The following is a 20,783-nucleotide window of genomic DNA, read 5'->3' as shown; positions in this document are numbered from 1 at the left end:
CCCCCTATTGTGGCGTGCTCGCCCTACCGCGGTGCGCGCGCACCGGCGCGGGCGCGATGCGCACGGACCTTGGCACGGTTGCCGCAGCGCTGCATCGAGCACCAGCGCCGGTTGCCGCTGCGGGAGGTGTCCAGGTAGACGAGCTCGCAGTCGTCTGCCGAGCATTCCCGGATGCGGCCGTCGGCCTCCGGACCGAACAGGCGCACCGCGTCGCGCGCGACGGTGCCGAGGGCCTGGTGCGGGCGGGCGTTGGTGCGGCCGGCCTGCCGACCGCCGCCGGGGAGCACGGGAGGGATGTCCGGGGTCGCGGCGAAGAGGTTGACGACGTCGACATCGTCGGGGGCGAGGGGCTCGCTGCGGCTGGCGAGGCGGGCGAGCCGGCCGATCGCGGAACGCAAGGCCGTCGCGTCACGGAACTCGCGCTCGGCGGCCGTGGGAGCGACCTCGGGGAAGCGGTCGACGAGCCAGTCGTTCAACGCGCCGGAATCGGCAACGGGCTGCGACTCCTCGGGGCGGTCGAGGCCGCCGGTGTAGGCGAAGTCGAGAGCGAGGGAACCGGAGTCGAACCACCAGCGCGGACCGTCGGTGTCCTCCATCCACTGTCCGGTGCCGCGGGGGAGGATGGAATCGGTCGCCATGTAACCAATATATCCGGTTACATCGGGGGCTCTCGCCGGGCCGAGGCCTCCAGAAGGCTACCGCACCGGCGCCCCGCCACCGGAGAGGCGGAGGCACGCGCCCCCTGCGATACTGACGGGATGACCGCGACCCGCCCCGATCCCACCGCCGTGCTCGAGGGAGCCACCGTCCGCCTCCGCGCGCTCACGCTCGACGACCTGCCCGACCTCTTCGACGCCATCGGGCGCCCCGAGGTCTTCGCGGGCGGATGGGGCGGCGGACCCGCCGCCTACCGCGACACCTACGAGGAGTGGCGGGAGTTCATCCTGACCTACCTCGCCTGGGAGACCGGGAACGTCACGGCCGTGACCCTGCGCGACGGCGACCGGATCGTGGGGACCACCACACTGGGCGACTTCGACCTCGCGAACGGCTCCACCCACATCGGCTGGACCGCCTATGCCCCGGAGGTCTGGGGCACCCGGGTCAACGCAGAGACCAAGCGGCTGCTGCTCGGGACCGCGTTCGACCACGGCCTCGAGCGGGTCAAGCTCCAGGCGGACGTCCTGAACGAACGCTCGCGGAACGCGATCCTCCGTCTCGGCGCGCAGTTCGAAGGCGTGCTGCGTCACACGCAGCGCCGCGCCGACGGCAGCTGGCGCGACACCGCCGTGTACTCGATCCTCAGCGACGAGTGGCCGGACGTGCGTGCACGACTCGACGAGCGCCTATCGGCCCAGCCGGCCTAGCGCGCCTGGAACCTAGCGCCACGCGCGGGCGGCCGGATCGCCGACCTCGCGCGCGTCGGCGGCCGCCGTGCGACGCTGAGCCGGCGTCACCTCGCGGTGCTGCCACGAGATGAGGTTCGCCGCGTCGAATCGGCGGCTGCAGGCTCCGCAGGCCAGCGCGCGCGCCGGCTTGCGGTACCGGTAGTGCGTGTGGCCGTTGGGGCACGTGCCGACCCACGGCGCGAGATCGTCCGCGATGGCCCCACCGTGCAGCCGCTTACCCTCGTAGCCGAGATCGAGGGCGATCGCGCGCCACCGCGGCCCGTGACCGGCCCGCGAGCCCGCGAGCGCGTGCGCCACCTCGTGCAGGAGCACCTGGTGGATCTCGTCGTCGTCGTAGCGGGTCGCCAGGTAGCGTGACACGGTGATGGTCTTCGTCGTGTAGTTGCACAGCCCGGCGCGGGTCTTGGCATTGTCGAAGCCGAAGCTCCACGCAGCCGGGTCGAGGTGGAGGGCGATGAGGGCGTCGGCCCACCGGCGCACGCGATCCAGCTCCGCCATCAGCGCCCGGCCCCGTGTGCGCGCACGGCCGTCCCGACGGCGCGGGGGGCGGTGCATCCGGTCATGCCACGAATCCTACGCGGGCGCGCGCGAGCCTTCCAGGCCACGCGCCCGGGCCGTCGACGGTCATTCCGCCGGATCGCCGCCCGCCGCGTGCTGCTCCTCGGACAAGGACTGCACGACCGCGACGGCCGTGAGCGCGCCCTCGATCTCGGCGGGGGACGCCCCGAGCTTCTCGCGGAGGAACACCGCTGCGGTCATGTCGGAGAGGGCGTTGTCGTAGTCCTTCATATCGAAGTAGACCTTGCCCCGGCTCTGGATCGCGAACGCCTCGAGCGCGGTCCACTCCCGCCCGCGGGCCTCCATGACGCAATCGCTCAGCTCGACGACGGCGTCGTCGAACTTGCCGAGATACTGGAGCACCTGCGCGCGACGGATCCGGGCACCGATCAGCTGCTCCCGATCCCCGGTGAAACGAGCCTGCCGCACCGCTTCGGTGCCGATCGTGAGAGCCTCGTCGAGCCGGTCGAGAAGGCGCAGCAGCACGGTCTTCTCGTTGAGCGCGCTCATGCTGCGCAGGTTGCCGAGCTCGTCCAGCCGGTCGCCGGCGGCGCGCAGGTCGACGCGCTCGCGCAAGGTGGACGGATCGTATCCGAGGATGATGTTCAGGGTTCTGCTCCCGAATCGTGCGGTTCGGCATCCAGACTACCTGCAGCGCGCCCGGTCGCCGGGCCACGACCGACCGGTTCAGCCCGGGAGTCGCGCCGGATCCGCCGGAGCGAGGGCGACCTCCAGGAGCCGATCGTCGCCGGACCGCGGATCGCCACGGCCGTCGGTGTTGTTCGTGAGCACCCACAGGCGGTCGCCGTGCGCCACGACGTCGCGCAGACGCCCGAACGTGCCGTCGTAGAACGCCTCGGCCGTGACCGGCGCGCCGCCGGCGGTCGACCACACGGTCCAGAGCCGTTCGCCCCGGAGGGCGGCGATGAAGATCGTGTCCCCGACCACGGCGAGCCCGCTCGGACTGGCCTCGGAGGTGCGCCACTGCTGCACGGGATCGGTGTAGGCGGGATCGCCGCCGATGCCCTCCACGACCGGCCAGCCGTAGTTCGCGCCCGGACGGATGATGTTCAGCTCGTCCCAGGTGTTCTGCCCGAACTCGCTCGCCCACATCGTCCCGCGCGAATCCCAGCCGATGCCCTGCGGGTTGCGGTGACCGTACGTCCAGACGGGCGAGCCCGGGAACGGGTTGTCGGCGGGCACCCCGCCCTCCGGGGTGAGCCGCAGGATCTTGCCGCCGAGGGAGCCGAGGTTCTGGGCGTTCGCGGTGGCGCCGGCGTCGCCGACGGTGACGTACAGCATCCCGTCCGGTCCGAACGCGATGCGGCCCCCGTTGTGGTTCGACCCTTTCGGGAGCCCCGAGACGACGGTCTCCGGGGCCCCGAGCGCGTAGCTGCCGGGCACCCCGTCCAGAGGCAGACGCACCACCCGGTTGTCGTCGGCGGTCGTCTCGTACGCGTAGAGCTGGGCCGGTTCCGATCCGGCCGGGACGGCGAGGCCCAGCAGCCCGCCCTCGCCGGCGTGGACGACCCCGGGGATCGTGCCGACATCCCGCAGTCCGCCCTGCGGCAACCGCTCCCGGACGAGACCGGAGTCGCGCTCGCTGATCAAGGCGGAGCCGCTCGGGAGCGGGACGACCGACCACGGCGCGTCGAGCCCCGTCTCCAGCACGGTCGCATCCCCCGCAGGCTGCAGTGGCACCGCCGCGACGGCCGACGACGTACCGGTCGGGCGCGGCTGCGGAGCGGGGCTGCCGGTGCGCGTCGTGGTCGGCGACGGGGCGGGCGGGGCGCAGGCAGACAGCGCAGCGAGCGCCGCGACGGCCAGCGCCGCTACTCCCGCCGCGCGCGCCGAACGCGCCAAGCGCTTCCTGCTCATGGCGACCCCGACGCCAGGCAGGTCAGTCGACGACCTGGACTTCCTTCCAGAAGGCCACGTAGTCGCTGAAGTCCTTGCCCACGCGGTCGAACGCGGTCGGGTACGGGGTGGGGTAGGACCACGCGCGGTCCTGGAGGAGCGCGTCGCCGTCCTTCACCGAGAAGTACTGGCAGTCGCCCTTCCACGGACAGGTGTACGGGGTGGCGCTCTCGACGAGGTACTCCGACTTGACGCTCGCGGGCGGGAAGTACCAGTTGCCCTCGATGCGGATCAGCTCCTCCTCGGGAGCCTCGGCGATGACGGTGTCGTTCAGGACTGCTTTCATGATGCAACCTCCTCGCAGGGCGGAACGCTCGATCCGGCCCGATCATTCCGTGCGCAGTAGTTCGATTGCGCGCAGCGTACTCCCGCCGACCGCGAAGATGCCTGTCAGCTGGTGGCGGCGCCTGTCAGGCGGTGGCGGCGCGGAGCACGTCCACCTCGTCGACGGTGCCCGCGCGACCGGCGGAGGCGATCCGGGCCGGAGCGACGCCTGCGGAGACGAGGTCCTGCCCGGAGGCGGACGCGGTCAGCAAGTGGGCGACGGCGCCGCGCAGGCCGGTGAACGCGGCGCAGGCGGCGGCCGCCTCGGGCGAGCTGTAGTCGATGCCGACGACGGCGAGCGCGTCCACGACGGCACCGGCCGCCAGGAGGTCTTCGACCGCGAAGCGCGTGGAGCCGCCCGCGGTCGCGCCTCCCGCGGCGACGATCGAGATCATCGCGCGGCGCCCGAGGCGCACCTGCTCGGCGAGCACCCACTCCGCGACGGCGGCGGGGTTGGTGAGGCCGGCCGCGATCACGGCTCCGAATCCGGGGATCGCAGCGAGGTCCGGCGCCGAGGCGTCGATCGCACCGTCGCCGAGGGCGTCCACCCAGACGACGATGTCGGCGTCCTCCGCCACTGCACGCGCCCCCTCAGCCGCCCAGTCGAAACGGACCTGGTACTTGGCCTGGCGGTGGGCTGCCGGAACAGCGGAGGCAACAGCGGTCGGGAGGGTGCTCTGCTCGGTCACCGGGCCATCGTAGTGCGGGGCAGCGGACGCGACGGGCGTGTTTCGCCGGGTGACGGCCGCATCTGACGGCGGATCAGCTCGAAGTCGTGTCGGGAGATCTCGATCATCCCGCGGCGCAGCTGGTACCCCCAGTCGCGGTTGTCCCGCGTGAAGTCGAGGGACGGGAGCAGGGGACGGATCGGGGTCGGGACGGCGTCGTGGTCCCATTCGATCCGACGGCGCCACGGGCGGAAGTCGGCGGCCGGACCGCGCATCGACGCCCCCTGCGTAACCTGGAAGGCTGCGGCGTCGACGACCCGGCCGACGGCCGTGAACTCCTTGAGCGGCTCCCCGTCCGGATACGCCGTCTTGGGCGAGTAGTACACGAAGCCGTCGGCCTCGCCCATCTGCTCGAGCGGCCCGCGCGCACCGTGATTCACTTGCGCGAACCCGCCGGCGACACCGCGGAGGACGTGGTCTCGCTGCACCACACCCAGCCAATAGCGGATCGCCATGCTCCCGTTGTAGCGCATCCCGCCGACACGGCGTGCGAGGCGGAGTCGGGAATGCGCCGGGAACCGCGCCTCGGACGGTCCCGTGGAGCGACGCCGGGGTGACACTGGGGAGATGCGCGTGCTGCTCAAGTTCATCCTCGACTGCGATCCGGACGCCGCCTGGCGGGCACTCCAGAGCCCGACCGCGTTCCGGGAGGTCGCCCTCCCCTGGCTCGACTTCCGCCCCGACGGCGCGACGGCGTTCCCCACCGTCTGGGGTCAGGGCGAGCACCGGGTGAAGGTCCGTGCGCTCGGGGCGTTCACGGTGGGGACCCAAGCCATCCGCCTCGACACCCTGCGGCCGGCCGGCGGCGTCGAACACGGCACCCGCATCCTGCGCGACAGCGGCGGCGGGACCGGAGGCGTGCTGTCGGCGCTCCCCCGCCTCGACCACCGCATGGCGATCGCCGCCGACCCGGCCGGGCCCGGGCCGGACGGAAAGCTGCGCACGCTCTACCGCGATCAGCTGATCGTACGGGCGGGGGCGCTGACGCCGATCGCCTGGTACACGCTCTGGGCGTTCTGGCAGTGGCGGGGCCATCGGCTGCGGGCTCTCGCGCCGACCTGGGCCTACGACCCCGAACTCGATCCCGAGCACGGTAGCGTGACCGGGAGGCCGGAGGAGCCGGACCGCACGGAGGAGGCACCATGAGCACCGTCGAGGACGACCCGGCCGCGGGAGCGGCCACCGCCTCCCGAGCCGTCACCGCGGTGCAGACCGCCGATTGGCGCCGCCGCGTCTTCGCCCTCTACGCGTCGGTGCGCCGGTTGGCCGGCTCGGATCCGATGGCGGCGCACGCCCACTGGATCTCGTGCCGTGACGATCTGTTCTCGTCGCATCCCGCGTCCCCGCTGCTCCCCGAGGACCGCGCGCGGTTCACCGGGCTGCCGGTCGCCGCTTACGACCCCGAGTGGCGGTTCGAGCTGCCGGTACACGCTCCGGCCGAGCCGCGCCGGATGGATGTCGAGACCGGCACCGACGGCGTCGTGCCGTTCGAGCTGCTGGGCACCGTGCGCGTCCCGCTCGCCGGGACCCTGGACGTGTGGCGGCTGTCGTCGTACGGCGGCGGCATCTTCGTCCCCGTGAAGGACGCGCTCGCCGGGCGCCCCGGAGGCACCTACGGCGGCGGACGCTATCTGATCGACACGATCAAGGGCGCCGACCTGGGCCTCGACGCGGACGACGGCGAGGCGACGATCGTGCTCGACTTCAACTTCGCCTACAACCCGTCGTGCGCGTACGACCCGGCCTGGGCCTGCCCGCTCGCTCAGGCCGGCAACACGCTCGCGACGGAGATCCCAGTCGGCGAGCGGTACGCCGGGACGTACGCGTAGCACGCGCGCAGGGAAGCCGAGTGCCGGGAAGTCGAGTGCGTGGCCTCAGCGCCCGACGAGCGTGAGGCGCTGGGTGGGCCGGGTCATCGCGACGTAGAGCGTGGCCGCCCCACGCGCCGACTCGCCCGCGAGCGCGTCGGGGTCGGCGAGGACGACCGCGTCGAACTCCAGCCCTTTGGCCTCGTAGCCGCTGAGCACCGCGATCGGGCGCGTGAGCCCCGCGGCGCCCCGCCCCGCGTGCTCGCCGTACCGATCCGCGATGGCGGCGGCCACGGCATCGACGTCCCGCACCGGGGCGATCACAGCGAGCGTGCCCTGCGCATCGATGCCGCGATCGTGCTCGACGGCGGCCACCACCGCGTCGGGGAGCGGGGCGCCGTCCGCGCTCACCCGGCGGATCGGCCACTCGCCCTCGCGCACCGAGCGCGTCGGCGTGATCGGGAGGCCGGCGGTCTGCGCCAGGCGCTCCGCCTCCTGCGCGATCTGCGCCGGCGTCCGGTAGTTGACCGTCAGCTCCTCGAGCCGCCAGGCCTCCTTGAAGTACGGCTGGAGTGCGCTCGACCAGCTCGACGCCCCCGCCGGGGACGAGACCTGCGCGATGTCGCCGACGATGGTGAAGGACTTCATCGGGCAGCGCCGCACCAGCACGCGCCACTGCATCGGCGAGAGCTCCTGCGCCTCGTCGACGACCACGTGGCCGTACGTCCACGACCGATCGGCGGAGGCCCGCTCGGCCGTCGTGCCGCGGTCCACCTGCTCGGCGAAGCCGTCGGCAAGCTGCTCGGCGCTCACCAGACCCTCGACCCCCATGTTGCGGATCGCGGCCTTGGCGTTCTCCAGGTCGCGCTTGCGCTGGCGGTCGCGCTCGCGGCCCGCAGGGTCGGGCCGGCCAGGGAAGTCGCCGAGCAGCTCCGCGGCCTCGTCGAGCAGCGGGACGTCGGAGATGGTGAACGGCGCCGAGCGCTCCCGCAGCAGCGCAGCGCGCTGCGCGTCGGTCCAGCGCGGGGTCAGCTCGGCGAGCCACGCGGGACGCGCGTACAGGTCTTGCAGGAGCTTCTGCGGCGTGAGCGGGAGCCACGCCGTGTTGAGCAGCACCCGCACGTCGTAGGAGCTGCGCAGATCCTCCCTCAGCACTTTCAGGTCGGCGTCGTCGAGCGTCGAGCCGGACGCCCGCAGCTGGGCCGCGAGCTGGTCCGTCAGCTCGGCGAGCGCCTGCTTCACGAACGTCACCCGGGCGATGTTGTGCGGCTTTCCGGTGCGCTGCGCCTTGGCGATCGCGCGCTGGACGAGGTCGGGCCGGACCACGAGACGCTCGTTGTCGACGACGACGGTCTGCTCCTGCTCCGGCGGCTTCTGCCGGGAGCGGACCGCTCGGGCGAGCAGCCGGGCCATCTGCGCGGAGCCCTTCAGGCGGGCGGCCTCGGCCTCGTCGTCAGCGGAGGCCTCCACTCCCGGGAACAGCTCCCCCAGGGTCTGCAGGACGACGCCGGTCTCGCCGAGCGACGGCAGCACGGCCTCGATGTAGCGCAGGAACGCGGTCGACGGCCCCACGACCAGCACGCCGGAGGAGCCCAGCCGCTGACGGTTCGCGTACAGCAGATACGCGGCGCGATGCAGCGCGACCGCGGTCTTGCCCGTGCCCGGACCGCCCTGCACGACGAGCGCGCCGCGCAGATCGGAGCGGATGATGCGGTCCTGCTCGGCCTGGATGGTCGCGACGATGTCGCCCATCCGGCCCGTGCGCTGCGCGGTGAGCGCGGCCAGCAGCGCGCCCTCGCCCTGCACGGACTCGCCCTCTGCGCGGTCCCCCGCCAGCAGGGACTCGTCGAAGACCTCGTCGTCGATCCGGACGACCTCCCGGCCGGTCATCGTCAGGTGGCGGCGCGCACGCACCCCCATCCGCTCGCTCGCCGTCGCCTGGTAGAACGCTCCCGCCTGCTGGGCGCGCCAGTCGACCAGCAGAGATCGCTGGTCGTCGTCGCGCAGCCCGATACGGCCGATGTAGCGGTGGGCCGACCCGTCCGTGAGTTCGTCGAGGAGCAACCGCCCGAACACGAGGCGGGCATCCACCTCGCGCAACTGCGTGAGTTGATCCTCATATAGCCGCGCGAACGCGTCGCGCTCGCTGCGGGCCTGATGGTTGCTCCCGACGGATTCGCGGCGCACGCGGGTCAGTCGATCGGCCGTCTCCGCACGGAGCACATCCAGTCGCTCGTACAGGCCCTCGACGACCGCTCGCTCGCGATCGAGCTCCGATTCGTGCACCCGATGACCGCCTCTCGATTCCGGGCCGAAAGTCTACGACCTCCAGCCGGGACTGCGCTCTCAGCCACGTCCTGTAAGATGGAGTCACTGTGAGCCATCCGACGGCTCCTGCGTCGTAGAACGCACCGCGCACGCGACGGGCCCAGCCCCGCATGCGCCACTTTCTCACGGCGAACGAAACGTGCATCCCGCACCTTCGCCCTTTTCGTCCCGTGCGTCCGACAGAACACCTGCGCCGGGGCCTTATGCCCGAAAGGCACCAGTGACCACCACGACCTTCGCCGATCTCGGCGTGCCCGCTCCCCTCGTCGCCGTCCTCGCGGCCGACGGCAAGAGCGAGCCGTTCCCGATCCAGGCCGACACCCTCCCCGACACCCTCTCCGGCCGCGACGTGCTCGGACGCGGAAAGACGGGCTCCGGCAAGACCATCGCGTTCAGCCTGCCCCTCGTCGCTCGCCTCTCCGACGGCGCCCCGACCCGCGGCCGCAACAGCCGCCCCCGCGGCCTCGTGCTGGCCCCGACGCGCGAGCTCGCCACACAGATCGCGGCGACCCTGAAGCCGCTCGCCGACTCCGCGGGCCTCGCGATCACCACGATCTTCGGCGGCGTCTCGCAGAGCCGTCAGGTGGCGGCGCTGCGCGCCGGCGTCGACATCGTCGTCGCCTGCCCGGGCCGCCTCGACGACCTGATGAAGCAGGGCGAGATCTCGCTCGACCGGATCGAGATCACGGTCCTCGACGAGGCAGACCACATGGCCGACCTCGGCTTCCTGCCCGTCGTCACGCGCATCATGGACAAGACCCCGAGCGGCGGCCAGCGCATGCTCTTCTCCGCCACGCTCGACAACGGCGTGGACAAGCTCGTCAAGCGGTTCCTGCAGAACGAGGCGATGCACTCCGTCGACGAGGCCACCAGCCACGTCGCGGCGATGACGCACCATGTCTTCGAGGTCCGCGACCCCGATGCCAAGAAGGACCTCGTGACGGCCCTCGCCTCGGGGCGCGGCCGCCGCATCCTCTTCACCCGCACCAAGCACCAGGCCAAGCGCCTCGCGAAGCAGCTGACGGCGTCCGGCGTGCCGGCGGTCGACCTGCACGGCAACCTCTCCCAGCCCGCCCGCGACCGCAACCTGGCCGCATTCGGCTCGGGTGAGGTGCGTGTGCTCGTCGCCACGGATGTCGCCGCACGCGGCGTGCACGTGGACGACGTCGAGCTCGTCGTGCACGTGGACCCGCCGGCGGAGCACAAGGCGTACCTCCACCGCTCAGGCCGCACCGCTCGCGCGGGCAGCGCGGGCGACGTCGTGACCGTGATGCTCTCGGAGCAGGCGGGCGACGTGAAGGTCCTCCTGCGCAACGCAGCCATCACCGTGACCCCGCAGAAGGTGACCGCCGACTCCCCGGCCGTGACCCAGCTCGTCGGCGAGCCGGCCGAGCGCGTCGCACCCTCCGCCGCCCCCGCGGCGTCGGGCGGCGGACGCCCCGGCGGTGCGCAGTCCGGCGGCGGACGATCCGGCGCGCCGAAGTCGGGCGGCCAGCGCCGCTCGCAGGCGTCCTCCGGCGAGTCGGCCGGCGGCGGCCGTCGCCGTCGCGGACGCGGGAACGGCTCGGCCGGTGACGGCCAGGGCGCGGGCCAGCGGGACGGACAGCAGCGCGACGGCCAGCAGCAGAGCGGCCAGGGGCGTCGGCGCGGCGGCCAGGGCGGCCAGGGCCAGGGCGGCCAGGGCAGCCAGAACGGCCAGGGACGCGGCGGACAGTCCGGCAACGGCACTCGCGGCGGTCGCGGACGCGACGCGGTCGAGGGCGGCCGCCACGGTGCCGAGCGTTCGTCGGCGAAGCAGTCGCCGTCGTCGTCGCGCAGCGGCGGCGACCGTCGCTCCGGCGGGCAGATCCGCATGGGCGACCTGGTCAACGGCAGCACCAGCCGCGGCCTCGGTTCGCGCCGCGCGCGCGGCTGAGTCCGGCAACCGGCACTTCTGCTGGAGCGGGGCCGCGGCACGCCGTCCGGTCATCACGACCGGGGCGCGTCGCGGCCCCGCTCTCGTTTCGCCGGGCCACCCCGTACGATCGCGGTGAGAGCGAAGCGCTGAGGCGGCGGTCCCGGTCCCGGCGCCGGCGTGCCCGCCACCGATGCGCCCGCCACTGATGCGAGGGGGAGATCAGGATGTTCGGTTCGAAGAAGAAGCCCGGCCTCGAAGAGATGATGGCCCAGCTCAGGCCCGACCTGAGCCGGGAGGCGCTCGGCGTCGGACCCGCCTTTCCGGGCGTCGCCCCGAACCCGGCCCTGAGCGGCGAGGCACGCAGACGCACGGCGGAACTGCGTACGGGAGCCCTCGCCCTCGGCGTCCTCGTGGACTGGCGGGAGGTCAATCACAATCCACGCCTCGTGCTGATGCTCGACGTGGAGACCGCCGACGGCGTCTCGTTCCGCGGCATCGCCGACGAAGACTTCACGGTCACCGAGCTCACCCGGCTCTCCCCCGGCCAGACGATGCCCGTGCGCTACCGGCCGGGCGTCTTCGACCACTGCGTCGCGCTCGCCCGGGATGCGGACCCCGCCGAGGTCCAGCGACTCACCGACGAGATCGCCCGCCGCAGGCGGACCTAGGCCGGACGAGCCTCCACAGCGTCGTCGGCGCTCATCGCCGCCATCGCCTCCAGGCCCGTAGCGACCACGTCGACCAGGCGGTCGAAGGTGCGGTCGAGGTCGTCCGGGAGGCCGAAGCCGCCGCCCAGCTCCAGACTGATGAAGCCGTGGAGGGAGCTGCGCAGGATGCGGATGGCGTCCACGTTCGCGTCGTCCGGCAAGCCGAAGGCGCGGAGGGCCGCCGACAGCACCTGCAGCGTCTCCGCAGCGCGCTCCGCCAGCTCGGTGTCGGCGGGGTCGGCGAGGTGCGGAGCGACCTGCGTCGCCGCGTAGCGCCCGGGATGCACGCGCGCGTAGCCGCGGAGGGCGACGGCAGCCGCGCGCACGGCCTCCACACCCGACCTGCCGATGGTGGCCGCCGCGAGCGTCCGGGTCAGTTCGGCCACGGCGTCCGTGGCGACCAGTCGGCGCAGGTCGCCGAGGGAGGCGACGTGCTTGTAGAGGCTGGGGACGGCGACGCCGGCCCGCGCGGCGACGGCGGCCAGGGTGAGGCGGTCGAAGCCGGCCACCCCGCCCTCGTCGACGAGATCGAGGGCGACGGCCGTGACCGCGGCGCGGCTCAGGCCCACCCTAGGCACGCGACCCGGCCCATCCCGCCGCGCGACGCTCGTTCAGGAACTCCACGGTCGCCGGCACGGTGACGTCCGGCCGCTGCGCATGCGGGTAGTGGGCAGCGTCGGGGACACGCACCACGCGGGCGCCGAGCGACTCGATCCAGTCGGCCTCTGCGGCGGGGTCCGGGAAGTCCGGATCGAACTCGCCGACGAACGCGAGCATCGGGGCGTGCACCTCCGGCAGCCGCGGCTCGACGACCGAGTGCGTGAGCTGGAGCGCCAGCCGGCGGAAGTCGCGCAGGCGGCCGGGCTCGCGCAGGCTCGCGCGGATGGCCGCGACGTGCTCGTTGAGCCAGGGTGCAGCATGTCCCTTGTTGAGCGGCTTCTTGTAGTAGCCCGCCCAGAATCCCGCGCCCCAGGGCCGGGCGAGGAGCAGGCCGAACAGCATCTTCTGGAACGCGGCGGTCACGCGGCTCGCCGCCGGGTCGCGCAGGAGGGGGCCGTACAGCGAGAGACCCACGATCGCGTCGGGTCGCTCGGCGGCGGCCCAGGCGGCGGCCGCAGCCCCCATCGAGTTGCCGAGGACGACCGCGGGTCCGCCGAGCTCCTCGATGAGAGCCAGCAGGTCGCCCCCGGTGGCGATGTCGCCGAAGGTGCGGAACCCGGTGTCGGAGTCGCCGTGGGAGCGGAGGTCGGTGACCGCGACGCGGTACCCGGCCTCCACCAGCGGGCCGACGAGCTCGCGATAGCTGGAGCGGAGGTCGCCCATCCCGGGGACGGCGACCACGAGCGGGCCGGAGCCCTCGACGGTGTAGCTGACGCGTCCCTCGGGGCGCTGCAGGTAGCGGACCTGCGAGGCGATGGAAGTGTTCATAGCCGTAAAGCTAATACCATTAGCCATCGAATGCAAGCACTATTTCCGCTGAAATCCGACGTCAGGCCGGATCCTCCGGGAGCGGCACCGGGTACTCCTCGCCGGAATCGGCCGAGATGCTCACCGCGCGCCAGACGGCCGCCTCCTCCGACTGGCTCTCGGAGTACGCGAGCGCCATCGTCACCGCGGTCCGGCCGAGCAGCAGGTGCGATGGCTGCCGCTCGGAATGCGCGACCCGCACCAGGATCTCGGCCGCGCGGACGGGATCGCCGGCCATGACGCTCCCCTCGCGCAGAATACCCATCGCGCCCACCGTCGACGCATAGTCGGCCGGGATCTCGCCGACCGACATCGACGACCCGGCCCAGTCGGTGGCGAACCCGCTCGGCTCGACGACCAGCACCCGGACACCGAACGGGGCCGTCTCGGCCGCGAGGACCCGGCTGAAGCCGTCGACCGCGAACTTGGCGGCCTGGTACGAACCGATACCGGCCGAGCCGCCGACGCGGCCTCCCACCGACGAGAACTGCACGACCAGGCCGCCGCCCTGCTCCCGCAGCATCGGGATCGCTGCCGTCGTGACGTTGTAGACGCCCCAGAAGTTGGTCTCGAACTGGGCGCGGAAGTCGCTCGGCGAACCCGTCTCGATGGGCGAGACGTTCGCGTAGCCGGCGTTGTTGACGAGCACGTCGATACGACCGAACCGCTCGCGCGCCGCAGCGAGCGCCGCCGAAGCAGCCACGGGGTCGGTGACGTCGAGCGGGAGCGCGATCACCCGGTCGTCGCCGTATTCGGAGACGAGGTCGGCGAGCTGATCGGGGGTGCGCGCCGTCGCGGCGACGCGATCGCCGCGACGGAGGGCCGCCTCGGCGAGGGCGCGACCGAAGCCGCGCGATGAACCGGTGATGAACCAGGTGAACTCAGTCATGCGAGTTAGTACAACACTGTTTTGTTAATAACGCAACTCAGTTGCGCTAGAGTGGGCCCATGACAGCCCCGTCGTTCGAGCGCGCCCGATCCGCCGACGCCAAACTCGCCCGTGAAGCGGCGATCCTGCAGGCGGCGCGTGCCGAGGCGGAGCGCCAGGGCACGCGCGAGGTCACCCTCACGGACATCGCCGAAGCGGTGGGCATGCACAAGTCGGGCCTCCTGCGCTATTTCGAGACGCGCGAGCAGATCTTCCTGCGTCTCACGGCGGAGGAGTGGCGATCGTGGGCCGGCTGGCTGCTGCCCCTGCTGTCGTCGTGGCGGAGCGCGACCCCCCTGCGCCTCGCCTCGGCTCTCAGCGACACCCTCGTGTCGCGGCCGCTGTTCTGTGATCTCCTCGCCCACACCCCCCTCAACCTCGAGCGGAACGTGTCGGTGGAGACGGTGCGGGACTTCAAGCTCGACGTCCACGTGCGCGTGGAGGCGATCGCCGGGGAGCTGCGCCGGCTGCGACCGGGCCTCACCGAACTGCAGGCGATCGACGTGATCGCCACAGCGACCAGCATGGCCGGCGCGCAGTGGCAGATGGCGACACCGGGCCCGGAGCTCGAGGCGCTCTACCGCAGCGACCCGCGCCTCCGGCACGCGATCGTCGATGTCGGCCCGCGGCTCACCCGGGTGCTCACCGCACTGCTGGCGGGGATGGACGCAGCGGGCTGAACCTCAGGGCGCCATGCGCCCCACGGACGCCATCGCGGCCTTGACGAGGGCACCGCGGCCGCCCTCCAGCTCTTCGGCGACGGTCGGGGAGACGGCCTCCTCCGGTGTCATCCAGGTGAGCTCGAGCGCATCCTGCCGGGGCTCGCAGGTGCCTGTGACCGGGACCACATAGGCGAGGGAGACCGCATGCTGACGTTCGTCGGTGAAGGCCGTGACCCCCGGCATCGGGAAGTACTCGGCAACGTGGAAGGGCACCGGGCTGGCCGGCAGCAGCGGGAACGCCATCGGTCCGAGGTCCTTCTCGAGGTGCCGGAACAGCGCCTCCCGCAGCGTCTCGCCGTACATCACGCGACCCGAGACGAGGGTGCGCGTGATCTCGCCCATCGCGTTCGCGCGCAGCAGGATGCCGACGTGCGTCACCTGACCGAGGCCGTCGACGCGCACCGGCACCGCCTCGACGTATAGGAGCGGCAGCCGCCGCCGGATCTGCTCCAGCTCGATGTCGCTCAACCAGGCCGGGCCCGGCTGCGCGCCGTCGCCGGGCAGCGGATCGGGGGTCGGATCGGGATCCGGGGTGCGCACGCTCATGGGTCGATAGTACGGAACGCGCAGCCGGGTGACTCCACAGAACCGGGTATCTGTGCAGAGGCGACACGCGATCGGGGGCTGTGAAGCGGTTCACCAAGGGGGACAGAATGGTCGGTGTGCCGTTTCCCACACCCGACCTCCACATCGACCGCGATGCCGTGCTCTGGTCAGCCGGCGAGAAGGATCGGGCGGACCGACCCCTCCTCGTGCTCCTGCACGGCTACGGGTCCGACGAGGCGGACCTCTTCGGGATCGCGGCCTACCTTCCGCTCGAACCCGTGATCGCCTCGCTGCGCGCACCCATTCCGGAAGGGCCGGGTTTCGCGTGGTTCTCGCGGTTCACGAACGTTCCGAGCGATCCGCTCGCGGGCAATGCCGATGCGGCCGCCCGGGCGGTGCTCGACTGGCTGGACGAGCAGCCGGTGGCCCCGACCGGGCTCCTGGGCTTCTCGCAGGGCGGGGCGATGGCCCTGCAGCTGCTGCGCCTGGCTCCCGAACGCTTCGACTACGCCGTGCAGCTCTCCGGCTTCGTCGTGCAGGGCGAGCAGGAGGGCGACACGGCACTCACACGCGACCCCGTCCCGGTGTTCTGGGGGCGCGGCACGCTCGACGACACCATCCCGGCCGCATCCATCGCCCGGACGGCGGAGTGGCTGCCCGGGCATTCGACGCTCGACGCGCGGATCTACGAGGGCATGGGCCACGGCATCTCCCCCCTGGAGCTCGGCGACATCTCGACCTTCATCCGCGCCCGGCTGGCCCGCTGACCCGGCCGCCGGCAGCAGCCCCACCTGACACTGTCAGGGGTCGGGGGCAGGATGGGGTGGATGGGCGACGTGCTCGAGCGGTTCTCCCCCGCGACCCGTGAGTGGTTCCGTGGGGCGTTCGCCGCGCCCACGCCCGCCCAGGAGGGCGCCTGGGAGGCGATCTCGCACGGCCGGCACGCGCTCGTCATCGCCCCGACCGGGTCGGGCAAGACCCTGGCCTCGTTCCTGTGGGCGATCGACCGGCTCGCGAGCGACGAGCGCCCGCCGGACGCGCCGAAGGGCACGCGCGTGCTCTACATCTCGCCACTGAAGGCACTGGGCGTCGACGTGGAGCGCAACCTGCGAGCGCCTCTCGTGGGCGTGACCCAGACCGCGAAGCGGCTCGGCGCCGAACCCCCGCACGTGACGGTGGGGGTGCGTTCCGGCGACACCCCGTCCTCCGACCGCCGTGCGCTGGTCACGAACCCACCGGACATCCTCATCACGACTCCCGAGTCGCTGTTCCTCATGCTCACCTCCCAGGCGCGGGAGACGCTGACCTCGGTCGAGACGGTCATCGTCGACGAGGTGCACGCCGTCGCCTCGACGAAGCGCGGGGCGCACCTCGCCCTGTCCTTGGAGCGGCTCGACGCCCTGCTGCCGAAGCCGGCGCAGCGGATCGGCCTCTCGGCGACGGTGCGCCCGCCCGAGGAGGTCGCGCGCTTCCTCGGCGGGCGGGGCCCCGTCGAGGTCGTCGCGCCGCCGTCCGGCAAACGTTTCGATCTGCGTGTCGTCGTGCCCGTGGAGGACATGAGCGAGCTCGGCACGTCCACTTTCGCGAGCGGCAACGACGACGGCTCGCCCCCGCAGGCGGGATCGATCTGGCCGCACGTGGAGGAGGCCATCGTCGACCGCGTCGTCGAGCACCGGTCGTCGATCGTCTTCACGAACTCGCGGCGACTGGCCGAACGGCTGACGGCGCGGCTCAACGAGATCTATGAGGAGCGGGTGCTCGGCGGTGCGCTCGACGGGAGCGCCGTGCGGCGGCCTCCGGCCGAGCTCATGGGCGGCTCGGGGCAGACCCGCGGAACGCAGGCGGTCGCCGACGACGCGGACTCCCTCGTGCTCGCGCGGGCCCACCACGGCTCGGTGAGCAAGGAGCAGCGAGCGCTCATCGAAGACGACCTGAAGTCCGGGCGTCTGCGCTGCGTGGTCGCGACCTCCAGCCTCGAGCTCGGCATCGACATGGGCGCCGTGGACCTCGTCGTGCAGGTGGAGGCTCCCCCGTCGGTCGCGAGCGGTCTGCAGCGCGTCGGCCGGGCCGGGCACCAGGTCGGCGAGATCAGCCGCGGCGTCGTCTTCCCGAAGCACCGCGCCGACCTGATCCACTCGGCCGTCGCGACCGAGCGGATGACCGCGGGACTGATCGAGACGCTGCGGGTGCCCGCGAATCCGCTGGACATCCTCGCCCAGCAGACCGTCGCCGCCTGCGCACTGGAGCCGCTCGACGCCGACGACTGGTTCGACACCGTGCGCCGCAGCGCCCCCTTCGCGACCCTCCCCCGCAGCGCATACGACGCCACGCTCGACCTGCTGGCCGGCCGATACCCCTCCGACGAGTTCGCCGAGCTGCGGCCGCGCGTGGTGTGGGACCGCGACACGGGCGCGATCACCGGCCGTCCGGGTGCGCAGCGCCTCGCGGTGACGAGTGGCGGGACCATCCCCGACCGCGGGCTCTTCGGCGTGTACATGGTGGGCGAGAAGGCCAGCCGGGTCGGCGAGCTCGACGAGGAGATGGTCTACGAGTCGCGGGTCGGCGACGTCTTCGCCCTCGGTTCGACCAGCTGGCGCATTCAAGAGATCACCCACGATCGCGTGCTGGTCACCCCTGCGTTCGGCGAACCGGGGCGGTTGCCGTTCTGGAAGGGCGACGGGCTCGGGCGGCCGGTCGAGCTGGGGCGCGCGGTCGGCGCGTTCCAGCGCGAGGTGAGCACGGCCTCCCCCGCCGACGCGGAGCTGCGCTGTGTGGAGGCCGGCCTCGACGCGTGGGCGACGAACAACCTCCTGTCGTTCCTGGCCGAGCAGAAGACCGCGACGGGCTACGTGCCGACGGACCGAACGCTGGTCGTCGAGCGCTTCCGCGACGAGCTCGGGGACTGGCGGGTCATCCTGCATTCCCCGTACGGCATGCAGATCCACTCGCCGTGGGCACTGGCGGTGCAGGCACGCGTGCGCGAGCGCTACGGCATCGACGCCGGCGCCATGGCGGCGGACGACGGCATCATCGTTCGTATTCCCGACACGGAATCCCAGCCGCCCGGCGGCGAGCTCTTCGTCTTCGAACCGCAGGAACTGGACGAGCTCGTGACGAACGAGGTCGGCGGTTCCGCCCTCTTCGCGTCCCGCTTCCGCGAGTGCGCCGCCCGTGCGCTGCTCCTGCCGAAGTACAACCCGGGCAAGCGTTCGCCGCTCTGGCAGCAGCGGCAGAAGGCGTCGCAGCTGCTGGACGTCGCGCGCAAGTACCCCAGCTTCCCGATCATCCTCGAGACCATCCGCGAATGCCTCCAGGACGTCTACGACCTACCCGCCCTCGACGAGATCGCCAAGCAGATCGAGCAGCGGACGATCCGCATCGTCGAGGCGAGCACCGAGACCGCCTCACCGTTCGCCCGCTCCCTGCTCTTCGGCTACGTCGCCGCCTTCATGTACGAGGGCGACAGCCCCCTGGCCGAGCGCCGAGCCGCCGCACTCTCGCTCGACACCGGGCTGCTCGCCGAGCTACTGGGGCGCGCCGAGCTCCGCGAGCTGCTCGACCCGGCCGTCATCGAGCGTGTTGAACTCCAGTTGCAGCGACTGGACCCCGAGCGCCGGGTGCACGGGCTGGAGGGCGTGGCCGACCTGCTGCGGCTGCTCGGCCCGCTGAACGTCGACGAGGTCGCGGCGCGATCGGAGGACGAGGACCGCGCCGTCGCCGCGACCCACCTCGCCCAGCTCGTCGACACCAAGCGCGCACTCGCCGTCACGATCGCCGGGGTCGACCGCTTCTCCGCCATCGAGGACGCGAGCCGGCTGCGCGACGCCCTCGGCGTGCCGCTGCCGATCGGGGTGCCGGTCGCGTTCATCGAGCCCGTCGACGATCCGCTCGGCGACCTCGTCAGCCGGTTCGCCCGCACGCACGGCCCCTTCGAGACGGCCGACGTCGCGGCACGGTTCGGCCTCGGCACCGCCATCGTCCACGACGCCCTCCGCCGGCTCGCACACGACGGGCGCGTCGTCGAGGGCGAGTTCCGTCCGCACGCCCACGGCAGCGAATGGAGCGACGCGGAGGTGCTCCGCCGGCTGCGGCGGATGTCCCTGGCCGCGCTGCGCCACGAGGTCGAGCCGGTCGACACCGCGACCTTCGCGCGGTTCCTGCCCGACTGGCAGCACGTCGGGTCCACGCTGCGCGGCGTGGACGCGGTCGCCTCGGTGATCGAGCAGCTGGCCGGCGCGCGCGTGCCCGCGTCGGCGTGGGAGTCGCTCGTCCTGCCGAGCCGTGTCGCCGACTACAGTCCGACGATGCTCGACGAGCTGACCGCCACCGGAGAGGTCATCTGGGCGGGCGACGGCTCGCTGCCCGGCTCGGACGGCTGGATGAGCCTCCACCTCGCCGACTCCGCGCCCCTCACACTGGCCCCGCCAGGAGAGCACGAGCCGGACGAGCTGCAGCGCGGGGTCCTGGACGCCCTGTCCCGGGGTGGGGGCTTCTTCTTCCGCCAGCTGTCCGACGCGATGGGTGCGGCCGCGGGCGGTCCGGTCGACGACACCGCTCTGGTGACGGCGCTGTGGGATCTGGTCTGGGCCGGGCTCCTGACGAACGACACCCTCGCGCCGCTGCGCACGCTCACGGGCGGTGGATCCGGCGCGCACAAGCGGCCCCGGCAGCCGACGCGGGCGCGCATGTACCGCGGGCGCGCCGCCGCGCGGTCCGCGATGGTCACCCGGATGGGACCGCCGACCGTCGCCGGCCGCTGGTCGCTGCTGCCCGAACGCGATCTCGACTCCACGGTCCGCGCGCACGGCCAGGCGGAGACCCTGCTCGACCGATACGGCGTGGTGACCCGCGGCTCGGTGATGAACGAGGGGACGCCGGGCGGGTTCGCGCTGGCGTACAAGGTGCTCAGCGGCTTCGAGGAGACGGGGCGCGCCCGACGCGGCTATTTCGTGGAGACGCTCGGGGCCGCGCAGTTCGCAACGGGTGCCACCGTCGACCGGCTCCGCGGTTTCACCCGCGATCCGCTGCAGTCGCGCGAGCACCGGGCGCTCGCGCTGGCGGCGACCGATCCGGCGAACCCGTACGGTGCGGCGCTGCCGTGGCCGGCAGTACCCGCAGAGACCGGCACCGGGCATCGGCCGGGCCGCAAGGCCGGGGCGCTGGTCGTGCTCGTCGACGGGGAGCTCGTCCTGTACGTCGAGCGGGGAGGAAAGAGCCTGCTCTCGTTCGCCGACCCGGAGGATGCCGACGCGGCACCGGCCCTCACCGCCGCCGCGCGCGCCCTCGCCGGGCTCGTGACCGCCCGACGCGTCGACAAGCTCGCCGTCGAGACCGTGAACGGCGGGTTCGTGCTCGGAACGCCGACGGGCGACGCGCTCGCGGACGCCGGATTCCTGCCGATCCCGCGCGGACTGCGCCTGCGCTCATGAACCGCGAAGCGACGA

General features: G+C 72.6%; 20 protein-coding genes. 8 read left to right on the top strand and 12 right to left on the bottom strand.

The window, feature by feature from the left end; translation table 11 throughout:
• Positions 1-23: 23 nt before the first annotated feature.
• The gene (locus ACFVU2_RS15535; protein WP_387876045.1) at positions 24-638 is read right to left on the bottom strand and encodes a CGNR zinc finger domain-containing protein; all 615 of its coding nucleotides are present in this window, start codon (positions 636-638) and stop codon (positions 24-26) included.
• 120 nt (positions 639-758) lie between these two features.
• Here ACFVU2_RS15535 and ACFVU2_RS15530 point away from each other — a divergent pair, with 120 nt between their 5' ends.
• The gene (locus ACFVU2_RS15530; RefSeq protein ID WP_387876042.1) at positions 759-1,367 is read left to right on the top strand and encodes a GNAT family N-acetyltransferase; all 609 of its coding nucleotides are present in this window, start codon (positions 759-761) and stop codon (positions 1,365-1,367) included.
• A gap of 12 nt (positions 1,368-1,379) precedes the next feature.
• Here ACFVU2_RS15530 and ACFVU2_RS15525 read toward each other — a convergent pair whose 3' ends face one another.
• From ACFVU2_RS15525 to ACFVU2_RS15500, 6 genes are all read right to left on the bottom strand, one after another.
• Entirely contained in the window at positions 1,380-1,907 is a 528-nt protein-coding gene (locus ACFVU2_RS15525) for a SprT-like domain-containing protein (protein WP_387876040.1), read from the bottom strand.
• Between the two features lie 126 nt (positions 1,908-2,033).
• Entirely contained in the window at positions 2,034-2,543 is a 510-nt protein-coding gene (locus ACFVU2_RS15520) for a hypothetical protein (RefSeq protein ID WP_387876039.1), read from the bottom strand.
• Positions 2,544-2,654: 111 nt separating this feature from the next.
• Positions 2,655-3,845 carry a PQQ-dependent sugar dehydrogenase gene (locus ACFVU2_RS15515; RefSeq protein ID WP_387876037.1) on the bottom strand — a complete coding sequence of 397 codons (1,191 nt, stop codon included), beginning with the start codon at positions 3,843-3,845 and terminating at the stop codon, positions 2,655-2,657.
• A 22-nt stretch (positions 3,846-3,867) separates the two neighbouring features.
• Positions 3,868-4,170: a DUF427 domain-containing protein gene (locus ACFVU2_RS15510; protein WP_387876035.1), complete on the bottom strand. Its 303-nt coding sequence runs from the start codon at positions 4,168-4,170 to the stop codon at positions 3,868-3,870.
• Between the two features lie 124 nt (positions 4,171-4,294).
• A complete protein-coding gene (locus ACFVU2_RS15505; RefSeq protein ID WP_387876033.1) occupies positions 4,295-4,897 on the bottom strand; it encodes a 2-phosphosulfolactate phosphatase in 603 nt (200 codons plus the stop codon).
• Positions 4,894-5,391, bottom strand: coding sequence for an EVE domain-containing protein (locus ACFVU2_RS15500; protein WP_387876030.1), 498 nt, complete (start codon positions 5,389-5,391; stop codon positions 4,894-4,896). Before ACFVU2_RS15500 ends, ACFVU2_RS15505 begins: the two co-directional genes overlap by 4 nt.
• Positions 5,392-5,503: 112 nt before the next feature.
• On the opposite strand from ACFVU2_RS15500, the gene ACFVU2_RS15495 reads away from it, so the two are divergent.
• A complete protein-coding gene (locus ACFVU2_RS15495; protein ID WP_387876028.1) occupies positions 5,504-6,082 on the top strand; it encodes a hypothetical protein in 579 nt (192 codons plus the stop codon).
• Positions 6,079-6,765, top strand: coding sequence for a DUF1684 domain-containing protein (locus tag ACFVU2_RS15490; protein WP_387876026.1), 687 nt, complete (start codon positions 6,079-6,081; stop codon positions 6,763-6,765). The genes ACFVU2_RS15495 and ACFVU2_RS15490 overlap by 4 nt, the downstream gene beginning before the upstream one ends.
• 45 nt (positions 6,766-6,810) lie before the next feature.
• On the opposite strand, the gene ACFVU2_RS15485 is transcribed toward ACFVU2_RS15490, so the two are convergent.
• Entirely contained in the window at positions 6,811-9,030 is a 2,220-nt protein-coding gene (locus ACFVU2_RS15485; RefSeq protein WP_387876023.1) for a HelD family protein, read from the bottom strand.
• Between the two features lie 262 nt (positions 9,031-9,292).
• Here ACFVU2_RS15485 and ACFVU2_RS15480 point away from each other — a divergent pair, with 262 nt between their 5' ends.
• Together ACFVU2_RS15480 and ACFVU2_RS15475 are read left to right on the top strand one after the other, a co-directional pair.
• On the top strand, positions 9,293-10,987 hold the full coding sequence (locus ACFVU2_RS15480) for a DEAD/DEAH box helicase (protein ID WP_387876020.1): 1,695 nt from the start codon (positions 9,293-9,295) through the stop codon (positions 10,985-10,987).
• A gap of 206 nt (positions 10,988-11,193) precedes the next feature.
• Positions 11,194-11,637, top strand: coding sequence for a hypothetical protein (locus ACFVU2_RS15475; protein WP_387876018.1), 444 nt, complete (start codon positions 11,194-11,196; stop codon positions 11,635-11,637).
• Here the strand turns inward: ACFVU2_RS15475 and ACFVU2_RS15470 are convergent.
• The 3 genes from ACFVU2_RS15470 to ACFVU2_RS15460 form a co-directional block, all read right to left on the bottom strand.
• A complete protein-coding gene (locus ACFVU2_RS15470; protein ID WP_387876016.1) occupies positions 11,634-12,245 on the bottom strand; it encodes a WHG domain-containing protein in 612 nt (203 codons plus the stop codon). The genes ACFVU2_RS15475 and ACFVU2_RS15470 overlap by 4 nt on opposite strands.
• 1 nt (position 12,246) lies before the next feature.
• Positions 12,247-13,104 carry an alpha/beta fold hydrolase gene (locus ACFVU2_RS15465; RefSeq protein WP_387876014.1) on the bottom strand — a complete coding sequence of 286 codons (858 nt, stop codon included), beginning with the start codon at positions 13,102-13,104 and terminating at the stop codon, positions 12,247-12,249.
• 61 nt (positions 13,105-13,165) lie between these two features.
• Positions 13,166-14,032, bottom strand: coding sequence for an SDR family NAD(P)-dependent oxidoreductase (locus ACFVU2_RS15460; RefSeq protein ID WP_387876011.1), 867 nt, complete (start codon positions 14,030-14,032; stop codon positions 13,166-13,168).
• A gap of 59 nt (positions 14,033-14,091) precedes the next feature.
• Here ACFVU2_RS15460 and ACFVU2_RS15455 point away from each other — a divergent pair, with 59 nt between their 5' ends.
• Positions 14,092-14,751, top strand: coding sequence for a TetR family transcriptional regulator (locus ACFVU2_RS15455; RefSeq protein ID WP_387876009.1), 660 nt, complete (start codon positions 14,092-14,094; stop codon positions 14,749-14,751).
• 3 nt (positions 14,752-14,754) lie between these two features.
• Here ACFVU2_RS15455 and ACFVU2_RS15450 read toward each other — a convergent pair whose 3' ends face one another.
• Complete coding sequence (locus ACFVU2_RS15450) at positions 14,755-15,339, bottom strand: NUDIX hydrolase family protein (RefSeq protein ID WP_387876006.1); 585 nt, start codon at positions 15,337-15,339, stop codon at positions 14,755-14,757.
• A 116-nt stretch (positions 15,340-15,455) separates the two neighbouring features.
• On the opposite strand from ACFVU2_RS15450, the gene ACFVU2_RS15445 reads away from it, so the two are divergent.
• The gene (locus ACFVU2_RS15445) at positions 15,456-16,106 is read left to right on the top strand and encodes an alpha/beta hydrolase (RefSeq protein ID WP_387876003.1); all 651 of its coding nucleotides are present in this window, start codon (positions 15,456-15,458) and stop codon (positions 16,104-16,106) included.
• A gap of 60 nt (positions 16,107-16,166) precedes the next feature.
• Positions 16,167-20,768, top strand: coding sequence for an ATP-dependent helicase (locus ACFVU2_RS15440; RefSeq protein WP_387876001.1), 4,602 nt, complete (start codon positions 16,167-16,169; stop codon positions 20,766-20,768).
• Positions 20,769-20,783 lie beyond the last annotated feature (15 nt).

The sequence above is a fragment of the Leifsonia sp. NPDC058194 genome, assembly GCF_042883605.1.
Lineage (GTDB): Bacteria > Actinomycetota > Actinomycetes > Actinomycetales > Microbacteriaceae > Leifsonia.
Note: the sequence above shows the minus strand (reverse complement) of the source record. Positions and strands in the feature narration are given on the sequence as shown.

Coding starts and splice junctions, on each gene's coding strand:
- ACFVU2_RS15495 (WP_387876028.1), top strand. CDS start 5,504: ATGCGCGTGCTGCTCAAGTTCATCCTCGACTGCGATCCGGACGCCGCC.
- ACFVU2_RS15510 (WP_387876035.1), bottom strand. CDS start 4,170: ATGAAAGCAGTCCTGAACGACACCGTCATCGCCGAGGCTCCCGAGGAG.
- ACFVU2_RS15535 (WP_387876045.1), bottom strand. CDS start 638: ATGGCGACCGATTCCATCCTCCCCCGCGGCACCGGACAGTGGATGGAG.
- ACFVU2_RS15490 (WP_387876026.1), top strand. CDS start 6,079: ATGAGCACCGTCGAGGACGACCCGGCCGCGGGAGCGGCCACCGCCTCC.
- ACFVU2_RS15475 (WP_387876018.1), top strand. CDS start 11,194: ATGTTCGGTTCGAAGAAGAAGCCCGGCCTCGAAGAGATGATGGCCCAG.
- ACFVU2_RS15515 (WP_387876037.1), bottom strand. CDS start 3,845: ATGAGCAGGAAGCGCTTGGCGCGTTCGGCGCGCGCGGCGGGAGTAGCG.
- ACFVU2_RS15530 (WP_387876042.1), top strand. CDS start 759: ATGACCGCGACCCGCCCCGATCCCACCGCCGTGCTCGAGGGAGCCACC.
- ACFVU2_RS15465 (WP_387876014.1), bottom strand. CDS start 13,104: ATGAACACTTCCATCGCCTCGCAGGTCCGCTACCTGCAGCGCCCCGAG.
- ACFVU2_RS15455 (WP_387876009.1), top strand. CDS start 14,092: ATGACAGCCCCGTCGTTCGAGCGCGCCCGATCCGCCGACGCCAAACTC.
- ACFVU2_RS15525 (WP_387876040.1), bottom strand. CDS start 1,907: ATGGCGGAGCTGGATCGCGTGCGCCGGTGGGCCGACGCCCTCATCGCC.
- ACFVU2_RS15460 (WP_387876011.1), bottom strand. CDS start 14,032: ATGACTGAGTTCACCTGGTTCATCACCGGTTCATCGCGCGGCTTCGGT.
- ACFVU2_RS15500 (WP_387876030.1), bottom strand. CDS start 5,391: ATGGCGATCCGCTATTGGCTGGGTGTGGTGCAGCGAGACCACGTCCTC.
- ACFVU2_RS15450 (WP_387876006.1), bottom strand. CDS start 15,339: ATGAGCGTGCGCACCCCGGATCCCGATCCGACCCCCGATCCGCTGCCC.
- ACFVU2_RS15440 (WP_387876001.1), top strand. CDS start 16,167: ATGGGCGACGTGCTCGAGCGGTTCTCCCCCGCGACCCGTGAGTGGTTC.